A 14,167-nucleotide genomic window follows, 5' to 3' on the forward strand; every position below is an offset into this window, starting at 1 on the left:
AACCTGTGAGGCAGCGGTCAGAAGGCCAGCTGGAGCAGGGCGAACGCGGCGAACCCGGCGAAGGCGAACCCGGCGCAGCGCTGGATCAGCTTCGGCTTGATCCGGCTGCGGATCTTCGCGCCGATGAACACGGCGAGCCCGGCGACCACGACGAGCGCGGCGAACGCGCCGACACCGACAGCGAACGGGTTGCCGATGCGGGCGGCGAGGCTCGCCGTCGCGAGCTGGGAGGCGTCGCCCCACTCGGCGGCGAAGAGCACGCCGAACGACGTCATCGCAGAGCGCGTGAAGGACAGCGGGGACGGGCCGATGCGCGAAGCGTCTTCGCCTGCTTCGTCCGCTTCGCTGAATCCCTCGCGAAGGAGCATGAAAGAGCCGAGACCGAACATCGCGGCGACGACGAGGGAAAGGACCACGTCCGGTAGCAGCGTCAACACGCTGCCGAATGCGACCGCTATGACACATTGCACGGCGAACGCGGCGCACACCCCGGCGAAAACCGGCCAGCCCCGGAAACGGGTGGTCAGGACCAGGGTCGCGACGAGCGTCTTGTCCGGCAGCTCCACGGCGAGGACCAGGCCGAACGCGCTGATCAGCGCCACCATAGCGGCAGTCATGAGTATTCTTTCGCCCCTTTCACTGCAACGATAAAGGGAAGTGTCGGAAAGTGGCAAGCTGATGGCTTCCGCGAAATTGCCGGATCGGCGGCCATGAATTTGACATCAAGGGGTGTCGCACAAATTTTTTCGGTACGCCGAATTTTCGGTTGTGGCCTGCGGTAGGTTCACCGGCATGGGGTCACAGGCGCGTGCTGCGCAGGTCGAAGAGGTCATCCGCCGGGTGGAAGCCCACTACGTCTTCCCGGACATCGCCGCGAAGCTGGCGAAGGTGCTTCGCGCGCGTCTCGATGACGGTGCGTACGCGGACCTCGGCGAGGCGGAATTCGCGACGGCCGTCACAGCCGACCTCCAGTCGGTGAACGACGACAAGCACCTGCGGCTGCGCCACCACGCCGACCCGGTGGCCGAGGACGGTGACGCGGAGCACGCCTCCGCGGACTTCCGGCGCGCGGGCGAGCTGGAGAACTTCGGGATCGCGGCGGTGCGGCGGCTGCCGGGCAACGTCGGCTACCTCGACACGACCATGCTCTACCCGATCGACCTCGCGGCGCCGTCGTTCACGGCGGCGATGACCCTGGTCGCCCCGGCCGACGCGCTGCTGCTCGACGTCCGGCGCAACCGCGGCGGCGACCCGGAGACCAGCGCGTTCCTGCAGAGCTACCTCGTCGACGAACGGACCCACTACCTCGACTTCTACGAGCGCGACGGCGACCGCGTCACCCAGATGTGGACGCTGCCGTACGTGCCGGGGCCGAAGTTCGGCGGCACCAAGCCGATCTGGGTGCTCACCGGCCCGGTGACGTTCTCCGGCGGCGAGGACCTCGCCTTCTCGCTGCAGCGGCAGGGCCGCGCGAAGACCGTCGGCGAGGTGACGCGCGGCGGCGCGCACCCCTGCGACCGGTACAAAGTGGACACCCACCTGGACGTGACCGTGCCGATCGCCCGCTCCTACGACCCGGAGTCCGGGGAGAACTGGGAGGGCTGCGGCGTGTCGCCGGACATCGCGGTCGCCGCGGAGCAGGCGTTCGACACCGCCTACGAGCTGGCCCTCCGGCACGTCCTGGAGCTGGGCGATTCGGGTCCGCGGCGGGTCGTGGCCGAGGAGGCGCGGAAGGCCCTCGACCAGCTGTAGTTCACCCGGGACGTTGGTCCCGGGCCGGACGGGACCAGTTGATCTGGCTGCGGCTGGGGCCCCGGAGCAGGCTGGACCACGTGGAGGTCCTTGAGCTAGCGCGGTGGCAGTTCGGCATCACCACCGTCTACCACTTCCTGATGGTCCCGCTGACCATCGGGCTGTCGATCCTGGTCGCGGCGATGCAGACCCGCTGGGTCCGCACCGGCGAGCTGCGGCACCTGAAGATGACCAAGTTCTGGGGCAAGCTGCTGCTGGTCAACTTCGCCATGGGCGTGGTGACCGGGATCGTGCAGGAGTTCCAGTTCGGGATGAACTGGAGCGCGTACTCCCGCTTCGTCGGCGACGTCTTCGGCGCGCCGCTGGCGATGGAAGGGCTCGTCGCGTTCTTCGTCGAATCGACGTTCCTCGGCCTGTGGATCTTCGGCTGGGACCGGCTGCCGAAGAAGGTCCACCTGGCGTGCGCGTGGGCGTTTTCACTGGCCACGATGGCCTCGGCGTACTTCATCCTGGCCGCGAACTCGTGGATGCAGCACCCGGTGGGCGTGACGTTCGAGAACGGCAAGCCGACCATGAACTCGATCTGGGCGGTGCTGACGAACAACACGGCGCTGGCCGCGATCCCGCACACCCTCGCCGGCGCGTTCTCGGTGGCGGCGGCGTTCCTGGTCGGTGTCGCGGGCTGGCACCTTTGGCGGAAGCGTGCTCATGAGGATGTCTGGCGCTCGTCGCTGCGGCTCGGCGGCTGGGTCGGCGTGGCGGCGTTCGCGGTCCTCGCGATCACCGGCGACGCGCAGGGCAAGCTGATGTTCGAGCAGCAGCCGATGAAGATGGCGTCGGCGGAAGCGCTGTGCCACACGGAGAAGCCGGCGAGCTTCTCGATCATCGCGATCGGCGACGTGTCCGGCGCGAACTGCGAAGACGTGAAGACCTTCAACGTGCCCGCGCTGCTGTCGTTCCTGGCGCACAACGACTTCTCGACCGAGGTCAAGGGCGTGGAGAACCTGGTGACGGAGTACCAGGCCAAGTACGGCACGAACTACCCGGACGACCCGGCACTGGGCTCGCTGGCGGGCAAGCCGATCGACTACGTGCCGAACCTGCCGGTGACGTACTGGGGCTTCCGCATGATGATCGGCTTCGGCGCGGTCTCAGCGGGCATCGGCCTCCTGGCGCTGTGGCTGACCCGTCGCGACCGCATCCCGGGCAGCCGCTGGTTCCCCTGGCTGGTCCTGGGCGGCATCGCGACGCCGTTCCTGGGCAACAGCGCGGGCTGGATCTTCACGGAGATGGGCCGCCAGCCGTTCGTGGTGGCTCCCAACCCGACGGGCGTCGACGGCGTGTGGATGTTCACGGCCCAGGCGGTCTCGAAGGTGACGACCGGCGAGGTGTGGACGTCGCTGATCGCCCTGACCACGGTGTATGCCGCCCTCGGCGTGGTGGAGCTGTTCCTGATGCGCAAGTACATCCGCGGCGGCGTCGAAGCGGTGATGCCGCCCGAGAAGCCGAAGGACGCCGACAAACCAGGCGAGGACACCCTCGCCTTCGCCTACTGAGGAGCCAGGCAATGGACTCCAAGACAGCCCCCGCCGGTGCGGGCTCGGGATTGGTCTTCGTTGTAGGTGACGTCGCGGACCCAGTGGAGTTTGTTTTCGACGTGCCAGTGGTTGCGGACGTACTGGCCGATCTGGGCAGGGTGGGCGTGGCGGCCGGTGAGACCGAGGGCGGCGTGGGCGGAACGTGTCCGGCGTTCGCTGCGGCCGTGCCCGCTGCCGCTGGTGATGTGGGCGGGGATCTCGTGCCAGAGCAGGGTGTTGAGCAGGCCATGGAGACGGTGTTGGTTCTCTTTGACGGTGAATACGTAGTCCGCGCCGGGTCGATGCAGGTAGCGGGCACGGCCGTCCACCGCGATCGCGGCTGGGTCGGTGGTGGCGGTGTCGTGGCCGGTGAGCCAGCTGCTGATCACGTCGTCGAGGGTGTCGCCGTCGAGCCGGCCGGCCACGCGCCGCACGGTGGCCTCATCGGGTGCTGCATATCGGGCTCGGCGGGCATCGAATCGGGCGCCGAGGGCGGCCAGGACCGGCGGGGGCGCTTCGGCGGCCTATTCGCCGATCGCGGTGAACGACTGGGCTCCCGCGACGACGGCTGCGGCGGCGAACGTGAGGGGCGTCCCCGAACCCAGTGTATTGGCTCGGTCACTCTCCAGGGTTACCCACAGCAAATCTGTGGACAACTCGACCCAATGTGGATAACTCACGGCCACCGTGCGGAAGGTGGGACGCGATGACTCTCGAAATCGCGTGGTTCGTCGTCATCGCCTTCTTCTGGCTCGGCTACCTCTTCCTCGAGGGCTTCGACTTCGGCGTCGGCATGCTGCTGCCCGTCCTCGCGAAGGACAACACCGAGCGGCGCGTCATGGTCAACACCATCGGGCCCGTCTGGGACGGCAACGAGGTCTGGCTCATCGTCGCCGGCGGGGCGATGTTCGCTGCCTTCCCCGCCTGGTACGCCGGGCTGTTTTCGGCCGCGTACCTGCCGCTGCTGCTCGTGCTGCTCGCCCTCATCGGCCGCGGGGTCGCGTTCGAGTACCGCGGCAAGGTCGACTCCGAGCGCTGGCGGCGCAACTGGGACCGCGTCATCACGGCCGGCTCGTGGATCCCGCCGCTCGGCGTCGGGCTCATCCTCGCGACGACGGTCCTCGGGCTGCCGCTGGACGCCGACGGCAACCGCGTCGGCTCGGCCTTCGCCGCCTTCCGCTGGGACACCCTGCTCGGCGCGGTCGCCATCGCCGCCTTCTCGATCACCCACGGCGCCGCGTTCCTGGCCCTGAAAACCAGCGGTGACCTGCGGGAACGCGCTCGCGTTCTGGCGCTCAGGCTGCTGCCGGCCGCCATGGTGCCGATGGTCGCGTTCCTCTCGGTCGTGCAGTGGCGCGCGGGCACGTTGTGGACACTGCTCGCGTTCGGGATCAGTGCTCTCGCGGCGGCCGTCGCCTGGCTGCGGCTGCGCGCCGATCGCGACGGGCAGGCGTTCGCCGCGCTCGGCGTCGTCATCGCCGGGGCCGCGGTGGTCATGTTCGGGTCGCTCTTCCCGAACGTCCTGCCGTCGACCCTCGACGCAGCCAACACGCTGACCATCGAAGGCGCCGCGTCGAGCCCGTACACGCTGACCGTGATGACCTGGGTCGCCGTCTTCGGCGCGCCCGCGGTGCTGGTCTACCAGGGCTGGACGTACTGGGTGTTCCGCAAGCGCATCGGCACCCAGCACATCCCGGCGGTCCACGCACCATGACAAAGCGGTTTTTCGGGGGTTCCGGGTGGCGGAGCCCCCGGCCCGGGGCGGAGCCCCGGATGTCACAGCTTCCCGGGCGCGCAACCCTTTCCGCCTCGGAGTCCACAGTGGACTCGGCGCGGCCGGGAAAGGGCCCGCTCGGCGCGCTGCCGGCCCTCGTGCCGGCCGTGCGCCGGGCGCTGGCCCTGGTGGGCTTCCTCTCCTTCCTCAACGCCGCCGCGCTGGTCGCACAGGCGTTCCTGCTCGCCGACGTCCTCGCGGCGATCGTCGGAGCAGGTGCCGGGGGACGCACCGCCCAGCTGGCCGCGCTGCTCGCGCTCGTCGCGACGCGCGCGCTGACCGGCTGGGCGGTGCGCACGGTCTCCGCCCGCGCGGCGTCGACCGCCCAACGCGAGCTGCGCGCGAAAGCCGTCGACCACGCGCTGCGCCTGGGCCCGGAGTGGATCGCCCGGCGCGGCCACGGCGAGCTGACCGCGCTCACCACCCGCGGGCTCGACGCGCTGGACGCCTACTTCCGCGAGTACCTGCCGGCGCTGGTGACGGCGGCCGTCGTGCCGCTCGGCGCCGGCGCGGCCATCCTGTTCGCCGACTGGCCGTCCGGCGTGATCGTCGCGCTGACGGTGCCGCTGCTGCCGATGTTCGCCATCCTCGTCGGCAAGTACACGGCCGACCGGGTCGCCGGCGCGACCGACGCGACGCACCGGATGTCCGGACGGCTGCTGGAACTCGTGCGCGTGCTGCCGGTGCTGACCGCCTTCCGGCGCGCCACCGCGCAGGCGGAGACGGTCCGGCGGCTGTCCGAACGCCACCGCCGCGCCACGCTGAAGACGTTGAAGGTCGCGTTCTCCTCGGCGTTCGTGCTGGAACTGGTCGCGACGCTGTCGGTGGCGCTGGTCGCGGTGGTGATCGGCGTCCGGCTCGCCGGCGGCCACCTGCCGCTGGCCATCGGGCTCGGCGTGCTGATCCTGGCGCCGGAGTGCTACCAGCCGCTGCGTGCGGTCGGCGCCGCGTTCCACGCCAGCGAGGACGGCGTCGAAGCGGTCCGGCGCGTCGCCGACCTGCTGGCGTTGCCCGTGCCCGCTGCGGGAACGGCGGTCCCGGCGCGGGGCGAGCTGCGCGTGACATCCCTGCGCGTCGCGCGGCGCGACGGGTTCGCGCCCGACGGCGAGTCGTTCTCGGTCCGGCCCGGCGAGACCGTCTGGCTCCGCGCGCCGAGTGGCGGCGGCAAGTCGACGACGCTTTCGGCGCTGCTCGGCTTCGTCCCGGCGCACGACGGCGAGATCGTCGTCGGCTCGGCGAACCTCGCCGACACCGACCTCGAACGCTGGCGCGAACAGGTCGCGTGGGTGCCGCAGGCACCGGTGTTCACCGGCGGGACGGTCCGCGAGGAGGTCGGCTCCTCCGGTGCGGTGCTCGCCGAACTCGGGCTCGCCGGGCTCGCGGACCGGCCGGTTTCCCGGCTGTCGCTGGGGCAGCGTCAGCGCGTCGCCGTCGCCCGGGCGCTGGTCCGGGTGCAGCGCGGCGCCTGGCTGCTGCTGCTCGACGAGCCGACGGCGCACCTCGACGAAGCCAGCGCGCGACTGGTCCTCGACGCGGTGCAGCGCGCCGTCGGCAACGGCGCCGCAGCGATCATCGCGGCCCACGAGCGCACGGCCGCGGTCGACATGTCGACCGACGCGCCGGCTGCGACCGAGGTGTCCACGGTGGACGACCAGGGGGCGCCGCTGGGGTGGCGGGCGCTCCTCGACGGGCGGCTGTTCGGCGGCGCCGCGCTGGGCGCGCTCGCGCTGCTGGCCGGCGTCGCGCTGACGGCGACGTCGGGCTGGCTCATCGCCAAGGCGTCCCAGCAGCCGCCGATCCTGACCCTGACGGTCGCGGTGGTCGGTGTCCGGGCGTTCGGCCTGGGCCGCGCGGGCCTCCGGTACGTCGAACGGCTGGTCACCCACGACGCCGCGTTCCGCATCGCCGGCCGCGTCCGCGTGCGGCTGTGGAATGCGCTGGTCCGGCTCGGGCCGGCGCGGAGCCTGCGCGCGGGCGAGGGGCAACGGCGGCTCGTCGCCGACGTCGACACCGTGCGCGACCTGCTGCCGCGCGTGGTGTCGCCGCCGCTGGTGGTGGGCCTGGTCGCGGCCGGAGCGATCGCCGTGCAGACGGCGGTGCTACCCGTGGCCGGGCTGACGCTGGCGGCGGCGGTGGCGCTGGGGCTGTGCGCGCCGTGGGTGGCGTTGCGCGCGGAACGCCGGGCGACGTCGGCCCTGGCGGCTGGCCGCCGTGACGTGGCGGCGCGGATCCTGGTGCTGTTCGAGGCGGCGGCCGAGCTGCTGGCGTTCGGCAAGGCCGGCGACCACCGCCGCGCCCTCGCGGACGCCGACACGCGCCTTTCGGCGCAAGCGCGCCGGCAAGCTTTCGGTTCGGGCGCGGCGGAAGCGCTGGTCACGCTGGTATGCGGAGTGGCGGCGGTGGTCAGCACGGCGCTGGCGGCCCAGGCGGTCGCGGGCGGACGGCTCGACCCGGTCCTGGCGTCGCTGCTGGCGCTGGTGCCGCTCGCGCTGGCGGAGGTCCTGGCGTTGCTGCCACCGGTGGCCCAGCATTGGGACACGCTGCAGCGCGCGCGCCGTCGTCTCGCCGACGTGCCGGAACCGCCTCCGTCGACTGGGTGTGCTTCCGGTGTGGAGCTGCGGGGAGCGGACCTCGGCTGGCCGGGCGGGCCGGTGGTCCTGCACGACGTCGACGTGGAGCTGGCGCCGGGCACGTACGCGGCGGTGGTGGGGCCGAGCGGGGCGGGCAAGTCGACGCTTGTTGCCGCGCTGCTGGGCTTCCTCGCGCCTCGGAGTGGGGTGGTCGCGGTCCCGGAGCGGGTGGCGTGGGCGCCGCAGGAACCGATGCTCGCCGCGACGACGGTCGCGGAAAACCTCCGCCTCGCCGACCCGGCGGCGACCGAGGACGACCTTCGCACGGTGTTGGACAGCGCGGCTTTGACCGACGTCTCGCCGGCCACGCTGCTCGGCAGCGGCGGCAGCGGTCTGTCGGGCGGCCAGGCGCAGCGGGTGGCGTTGGCGCGGGCGCTGCTCGCGGCGCCGTCGGCGGGTCTGGTGCTGCTGGACGAGCCCACGGCGCACCTCGACGAGCCGACGGCCCAGGTGCTCGGGGCACACCTGCGGGAGGCGCTGGCTGGCCGCACGGTGGTGCACGTGACGCACCGGGCGGAGGAAGCGGCCGGAGCGGACGTGGTCCTCGAGGTCCGCGACGGCCGGGTCGTCACGCGGGTGCCGGTCAAGTGATCGATTCCTGCGGTGTCCTTGCCGCGCCACCACCGCGCCGCGCGATAATGACGGGACTCATGGATCCGACGCTTGCCGCGCGGGCATTGTCCGCAGCCACCGAGATCACGAGCACCGCCCTGTCCGGCGACGACCCGGGAGCGGTGCTGGACACGGTCGTCGCCCGGGCGGCCGAGCTCGCGGACGCCGACCTCGGCCTGGCGATGGTGAGCACAGAGGACGGCCGGGTGGTGGTGGAGGCAGCCCACTACGCCACGGCCCACCCGACGACGGCGCCCGGCGAGGCGCGCGAGGGTAGCTCGGAAGCGAAAGCTGACGCTGGTCGACTCCTTGCTGAACCACGCGAAGCGAACGAGCCTCTCGGTGGCTCCGACCACGGATCAGGTGGTTCGGACCCGGATGGGGGCGCCGGAACCACCGGGGCCGGCGAATCCCTTCGCGGCCTTGCCCTCCCTGCCGACTCCGCGGCCGGCCGGGTGGCTCGCGGCGGCGAACCCGTCGCCAGTGACGACTTCACCGTCGATCCTCGGACCGCGCCCTACGTGCCCGCCGAACTCCACGGCTACGGGCCCTTCGCCGCTGCGCCTTTCGGCTCCGGAGGCCGGGTACTCGGGTCGCTCACCGTCTACCGGAAACGGGGGCGGGAACCCTTCTCCGCCGGGACCGTCGAAATGCTCGTCGCCTTTGCCGCCCAAGCCGGGGTTGTGCTCGCGCTCGCCGAAGGCGCCAACGCACGTCACCGCGTCGCTCTCTACGAAGAGCGGGAGCGCATTGCCCGTGAGCTGCACGACGTCATCGTCCAGCGGCTCTACGGTGCCGGGATGCAGCTGGACCGGGTTCGGCGGAACATGCGCAAGCGGTTCGCCCAAGCCGACGGGGCCCGGCTGTCCGATGCCATCGACCAGCTCGACCAGACCATCGAGGAAATCCGCGGGACCGTGCGCGCGCTGCGGTCGCCGGAGCCTCGCCACGACACCGGCACGCCCACCGACCTCGCCGAGTCGGCGCGCGGCGAGGTCCGCATTGCCGGCGAGCTGCTCGGCTACCCGCCGACGTTGGAGCTGTCCGGCGAATTCGCCGACATCCCCGCGGAGCGCGCCGACCACATCCGGGCCGCTCTGCGCGAAGCGCTGTCCAACGTCGTCCGGCACTCCGGCGCCAGCGAAACGCGCGTGACGCTGACCAGGGACTCCGGCGGCGTCAAACTCCGCGTCCGGGACAACGGTTCCGGCGTCCCCCAAGGCGTCGCCACCCGTGGTCTGCGTCATCTCGCCGAACGCGCGGACGCCGCGGGCGGGAAGTTCTTCCTGAACTCCTCACCCAGCCTCGGCACCCTCGTCGCGTTCGACCTCCCACTCGACTGACCTGCGCGACTCATCCTTCTCGGGTCATCCAGCCTCCCTTCCACGCCCTCGTCAATGATCTTACCGAGTTCTCGAACATATATTCGACTCACGTTCGAGTGAATCTCTACCCGAAAACACGCCGATCGGCGTGGCAGACCGTGACGAGGCGCAGAAAAGATCGCAGCGAACGGCGGATTGCGGACGTGCCCGGCGCGGACGGTTACTTCTCGCGCCGCGCGATCCAGGCGGCCGCCTGCGTCCGGCGCTGCATCCCGAGCTTCGCCAGCACCGACGTCACGTAGTTCTTGACCGTCTTCTCCGCCAGGAACAGCCGCTCGGCGATCTCGCGGTTCGACAACCCCTGTCCGATCAGCTCGAGCACGTCGCGCTCGCGTTCGGTCAACGTCGCCAGCTCGTCCGTCGGCGGGTGGCGCATCTTGTCCAGCACCCGCGCGGTGCTCACCGGGTCCAGCAGCGACCGGCCGGCCGCGACCTCGCGGACCGCGTGCACCACGTCCTGCCCCCGCACCTGCTTCAGCAGGTAGCCCGCCGCGCCGGCCATGATCGCGCCGACCATCGCCTCCTCGTCGTCGAACGCCGTCAGCATCAGGCAGGCCGGCGGGTTCGGCTTCGACCGCAGTTCGCGGCAGAGCGTGATGCCGTCGCCGTCGCCGAGGCGGACATCGACCACCGCCACCTCCGGCTCGACGTGCATCGCCATCGCCAAGGCCTCTTCGACGGTGCTCGCCTCGGCGACGACCTCGATGTCGGGCTCGTCGCCGAGGAGGTCGCGGAGCCCGCGGCGGACCAGTTCGTGGTCGTCGACGAGCAGTACCTGGATCGGCATACCCCGAGGTTACGGGGTGCCCGGACCCCGCGGTGGCGGCCGGTCGGCGCCGTCACACGTGAAATACCTCAAAAGTGTGACCGCGAATCACGTAACATTCCGGCAGGTACCCATTCCTGGACGGCAAATCCGCAGGTCGCGGCGGAACCGGCAGGAAATCACCGGACGCGTCGATCCTGGTGGACCGCTGTCATTCCCGGAATTCCGGAAACGTCCGTAACGACCTCGCCGATGCGGCGATAGTAACGACACATTCGCCCCCGATTCCGTCCGGAAGGAATTCCGTTGTCCCTGTTTCGCCGTGCCCTGACGACGGCCGTCGCCGTCGCCGGGCTCGCTCTTCTCGGCCCCGTTCCCTTCGCCTCCGCCCAGCTCGCGCCGCCGCTCACCGGCGACAAGGACTGCTCGGACTTCCAGTACCAGGAAGAAGCCCAGGCGGTCCTCGACGCCACGCCCGGCGACCCCAACGGCCTGGACCGCGACAAGAACGGCATCGCCTGCGAAACGCTGCCGCACCGGCAGCAGGGCACGACCACGCCGACGGCGGAACCGTCCACGCGAACCACACCGGCGAAAAAGCCCGCCGGCACCAGGAAAACCGGCCAGGTGAAGGTCAAGCCGGCCGGCGGTGTCGCCACCGGCGGCGGTGAGCCGGCCGACGACGTCCCGGGCATCCTGGTGCTCAGCGGCACGCTGCTCGCCGCGACGGTGTCCGGCGGCATGGTGCTCTACCTGCGCCGGCGCCCGAGTTGAGGCACCCGCGCCTGTGGCCCGCGGTCACGGCGGTCGTCGCGGCTCTCGGCGTGGTCGTGGCCGTGGCCCTCGTCCTCGTCCTGGCACCGAAGGCGCCGGACGAGATCGCCCCGCCGAGCCCGGCCACCGCGAACCCGCCGGGCACCGCGAGCATCGCGCACCCCACGGCAACGGCCGCCGACGGCCTCCCCGCGGCGAAACCGGCGTCACTGACCATCCCGGCGATCGGCGTGCGGGCCACCGGCATCGCCGACCTCGGGCTGACCCCGGACGGCGCGCTGGAGGTCCCGGGCGACGCCACGACGGTCGGCTGGTTCACCGGCGCGCCGTCGCCGGGGGAGACCGGGCCGGCCGTGCTGGCCGCGCACGTCGACTACCGGCACGTGCCGGGCGCCTTCTCCCGCCTCAAGGAGCTGCGCCCGGGCGAACGGGCCGAGGTCGGCCGCGCGGACGGCCGGATCGCGATCTTCACCGTCTACCGCGTCGAGCGCTACCCGAAGACCGCGTTCCCGACGGACGAGGTGTACGGCGACACGCCGGACGCCGAGCTGCGGCTCATCACCTGCGGCGGCGTGTTCGACCGGGCGAGCGGGAACTACCTCGACAACGTCGTGGTCTACGCCCGGTTGACCGCCGTCGAAACCTGAGCCAGTTCGACCTTCGCCAGCTCGAGCCGGCGGTAGGTGTGCTCGCCGGGCGACCAGACGTCCAGGACGTCGCCGTCGAGCTCGGGGTAGGCGACGACGAGGTGCTCGCCGTCGTAGGCGATCTCCACCGGGAGCCCGGCTTCGAGCTGCCAGCAGAGCTGTTGCTGCCTGGGCGTGAGCCGGCCGGCGTAGCGGTCGCTCATCGCGCGGGCGAGCTGGCCGCGCAGCAGGGCCGGACCGTGGGAAGGGGCGGCCAGCAACCGCTCGGCGTGGCCGGCCGGGTCGGCGGCCACCCGGTCGCCGGGTTCCGGGTCGCGGATGGCCGCCGTCGGCTCGGCCTGGTCGCGGGCGGGCAGCACGATGCTGCCGTCCGCGGTGTGGTGCGTCGGCGCGTAACCGGCTCCGCGCAACGCCTGCAGCGTGCCCGAAGCGTCCACAGTGGACGTCAACACGGTCGGGGCCACCGCGCGCAGGCCGAGTTTGGCGAGCTTGCGGTGCGCGGCGAGCTCGGCCAGCACGGCGGGTTCGCCGACGACGACGCTCGCGACGTCCAGCACCTGCGCCTCGCCGTGCCGCCGCGCGACGTCGTTCACCAGGTACACCAGCGGCTGCGGCAGGTCGCCCGCGGCGCTCGAACGCAGGTCCTCGAGCAGCTCGCCGGCCGTCACGCCCTGGTCGAACGCCCGCCGCACGGACGCCGGGGAGAACCGCCAGCTGGTCGCCGTGCCCTGGGCTTCCCGGTCGGCGGCGCGGTCCAGCAGCGCGGCGAGCCGGGCGTCGGGCGAGCCGGGCACGATCGCGGTCAGGTCCGTGCCGAACAACGCCGTCGTCCGCGCCCGGGAGACGAGCTCGTCGGTGACTTCGACGAGCCGCTCCGGTTCGAGCAGGGCACGCCCGGCCGAAGTCACCGCGCCGTGCGCGACGACGCCGAGCAGTTCGGCCTGCTGCACGGCGATCCGCAGGTCGTCCGCGAAGTCCTCGACCGGCACCATGGGCGCGTGCCACCGGGCGAGCCCGGTCAGCGCGTCGAGGTCGGTGATCGCGTCGCCGGGAGCGAGCCGCGCCAGCACCCGCACGGCCAGCCGCCGCAGCAGCGCCTCGACGTCGACCTCGAACTCCGGCGGCGCCGGGTCCCACCAGGTCGCCAGCAGCAGGCGGTACAGCAGCGCGGGGGCGGGCCGGGCGAGGTCCGGATCCGGCGCGAGCGTGGCCGGCGGCGCCTTCCGCCCGCGGCGCGGCACCGGCGGCTCGTCGGCCACCAGCAGCCCGGCCTGCGACGCGAGGTCGATGGCCAGCGCGATCTCCGGCGGCGTGCCTCCGGTGTCCTTGGCGACCTTGTTGATCAGCCGGGTCCCGATCGTGCCGTCCTTGAGCAGCGGCAACGGTTCCGCGGCGGCCAGGTCGAGGATCGCCGACACGCGGTCGAGCAGCCGCAGCGCGGCCGCCGAAGCCGCGGATTCCGCCGCGTCCGCCCCGATGTGGGTGACCGGGTACCCGGGTTCGGCGGGGGTGAACGGCAGCTGGTGGCCGGGGCCGCGCAGCGCGAGGGACACCTCGATCGGCATGGCGATGGTGCCGTAGTACGTGCTGATCAGGAACCCGTGGTCGAACGCCCAGCCCGCCGGGGCCATGCCCTGGATCTCGGGAACGCCGTCGGCCATGTCCCGCAGCAGCTTCCGGCTCTCGGCGGGCGCGGTGGCGAACAGCTCGCGGACGCGGTCGCCGTCGCGGAAGAACTGCACGAGGCCGAGCAGGAGCTGTGCTTTCCGCTCGGTGCCGGGCAGCCCGAGGTTCCGCGACAGCTTCGCCAGCCGGGCCGCGCCGACCTCCTCGAGCAGGTCCGCGACCGGCCGGCCGAGCCTCTCGGGCGCGAAGCTGGTGCGGTGCAGCAGTTCCGGCAGGACGACGCCGCCGTCGTCGCGCCACAGCAGTGCGCGCTCGGCCAGTTCGTCCACAAAGGACTCGACGGACTCGGTGCCGAGCAGCTGGGCGACCTCGGCGACCGGCGCCGGCCGCTGCCCGAGCGCGTGACACAGCTGGACGGCGCGCAGGACCTGCATCAGCGGCGTCGGCAACGCGAGCAGCGCCGCATCGAGGGATCCGGCGGACGCGAGCCGGGCCGCGACGACGTCGAGCCGCCGCGGCCACGGTTCTTCGAGGACGTCCGGCCGGTGGGTGAGGATTTTCGCGAGCGCGTCCCGGTCGAGGCCCGCGAGCCGGCCGAGCAGTTCGTCGGCGGTGGTCACCGGC

At 72.1% G+C, this 14,167-nt stretch carries 10 protein-coding genes and 1 pseudogene; 7 read left to right on the forward strand and 4 right to left on the reverse strand.

Annotated elements, in window-relative coordinates; genetic code table 11:
- Positions 1-17 precede the first annotated feature (17 nt).
- Positions 18-605, reverse strand: coding sequence for a TMEM165/GDT1 family protein (locus AB0J55_RS09000; protein ID WP_364245982.1), 588 nt, complete (start codon positions 603-605; stop codon positions 18-20).
- Between the two features lie 187 nt (positions 606-792).
- Between AB0J55_RS09000 and AB0J55_RS09005 the strand changes: the two genes are divergently transcribed.
- Positions 793-1,752, forward strand: coding sequence for a S41 family peptidase (locus tag AB0J55_RS09005; RefSeq protein ID WP_364244904.1), 960 nt, complete (start codon positions 793-795; stop codon positions 1,750-1,752).
- A gap of 80 nt (positions 1,753-1,832) precedes the next feature.
- Positions 1,833-3,308: a cytochrome ubiquinol oxidase subunit I gene (locus tag AB0J55_RS09010; protein ID WP_364244907.1), complete on the forward strand. Its 1,476-nt coding sequence runs from the start codon at positions 1,833-1,835 to the stop codon at positions 3,306-3,308.
- Positions 3,309-3,340: 32 nt separating this feature from the next.
- Here AB0J55_RS09010 and AB0J55_RS09015 read toward each other — a convergent pair.
- Positions 3,341-3,763 (reverse strand): annotated as a pseudogene (locus tag AB0J55_RS09015) (transposase); the annotation flags it as partial.
- A gap of 272 nt (positions 3,764-4,035) precedes the next feature.
- Here AB0J55_RS09015 and cydB point away from each other — a divergent pair.
- From cydB to AB0J55_RS09030, 3 genes are read left to right on the forward strand one after another with little or no spacing between them, the layout of a single operon-like run.
- Positions 4,036-5,043: a cytochrome d ubiquinol oxidase subunit II gene (gene cydB, locus AB0J55_RS09020; RefSeq protein ID WP_364244910.1), complete on the forward strand. Its 1,008-nt coding sequence runs from the start codon at positions 4,036-4,038 to the stop codon at positions 5,041-5,043.
- Positions 5,044-5,102: 59 nt separating this feature from the next.
- Complete coding sequence (gene cydD / locus AB0J55_RS09025) at positions 5,103-8,324, forward strand: thiol reductant ABC exporter subunit CydD (RefSeq protein WP_364244913.1); 3,222 nt, start codon at positions 5,103-5,105, stop codon at positions 8,322-8,324.
- A 59-nt stretch (positions 8,325-8,383) separates the two neighbouring features.
- A complete protein-coding gene (locus AB0J55_RS09030) occupies positions 8,384-9,688 on the forward strand; it encodes a histidine kinase (protein ID WP_364244916.1) in 1,305 nt (434 codons plus the stop codon).
- A 202-nt stretch (positions 9,689-9,890) separates the two neighbouring features.
- Here AB0J55_RS09030 and AB0J55_RS09035 read toward each other — a convergent pair whose 3' ends face one another.
- Complete coding sequence (locus AB0J55_RS09035) at positions 9,891-10,517, reverse strand: response regulator transcription factor (protein WP_364244919.1); 627 nt, start codon at positions 10,515-10,517, stop codon at positions 9,891-9,893.
- 285 nt (positions 10,518-10,802) lie between these two features.
- Between AB0J55_RS09035 and AB0J55_RS09040 the strand changes: the two genes are divergently transcribed.
- Together AB0J55_RS09040 and AB0J55_RS09045 are read left to right on the forward strand one after the other, a co-directional pair.
- Positions 10,803-11,270 carry an excalibur calcium-binding domain-containing protein gene (locus tag AB0J55_RS09040; RefSeq protein ID WP_364244921.1) on the forward strand — a complete coding sequence of 156 codons (468 nt, stop codon included), beginning with the start codon at positions 10,803-10,805 and terminating at the stop codon, positions 11,268-11,270.
- Positions 11,267-11,917 (forward strand): class F sortase, encoded by a 651-nt coding sequence (locus AB0J55_RS09045; RefSeq protein ID WP_364244924.1) that lies wholly within the window; start codon positions 11,267-11,269, stop codon positions 11,915-11,917. Before AB0J55_RS09040 ends, AB0J55_RS09045 begins: the two co-directional genes overlap by 4 nt.
- Here AB0J55_RS09045 and AB0J55_RS09050 read toward each other — a convergent pair.
- Positions 11,887-14,163, reverse strand: coding sequence for a helicase-associated domain-containing protein (locus tag AB0J55_RS09050; RefSeq protein WP_364244926.1), 2,277 nt, complete (start codon positions 14,161-14,163; stop codon positions 11,887-11,889). The genes AB0J55_RS09045 and AB0J55_RS09050 overlap by 31 nt on opposite strands.
- Between the last annotated feature and the right edge of the window lie 4 nt (positions 14,164-14,167).

The organism is Amycolatopsis sp. NPDC049688 (genome assembly GCF_040674975.1).
Lineage (GTDB): Bacteria > Actinomycetota > Actinomycetes > Mycobacteriales > Pseudonocardiaceae > Amycolatopsis.

Bases quoted from the DNA above. Each gene is read 5' to 3' on its own strand.
- AB0J55_RS09000 (WP_364245982.1), bottom strand. From the start codon at position 605: ATGGTGGCGCTGATCAGCGCGTTCGGCCTGGTCCTCGCCGTGGAGCTG.
- AB0J55_RS09005 (WP_364244904.1), top strand. From the start codon at position 793: ATGGGGTCACAGGCGCGTGCTGCGCAGGTCGAAGAGGTCATCCGCCGG.
- cydB (WP_364244910.1), top strand. From the start codon at position 4,036: ATGACTCTCGAAATCGCGTGGTTCGTCGTCATCGCCTTCTTCTGGCTC.
- cydD (WP_364244913.1), top strand. From the start codon at position 5,103: ATGTCACAGCTTCCCGGGCGCGCAACCCTTTCCGCCTCGGAGTCCACA.
- AB0J55_RS09030 (WP_364244916.1), top strand. From the start codon at position 8,384: ATGGATCCGACGCTTGCCGCGCGGGCATTGTCCGCAGCCACCGAGATC.
- AB0J55_RS09035 (WP_364244919.1), bottom strand. From the start codon at position 10,517: ATGCCGATCCAGGTACTGCTCGTCGACGACCACGAACTGGTCCGCCGC.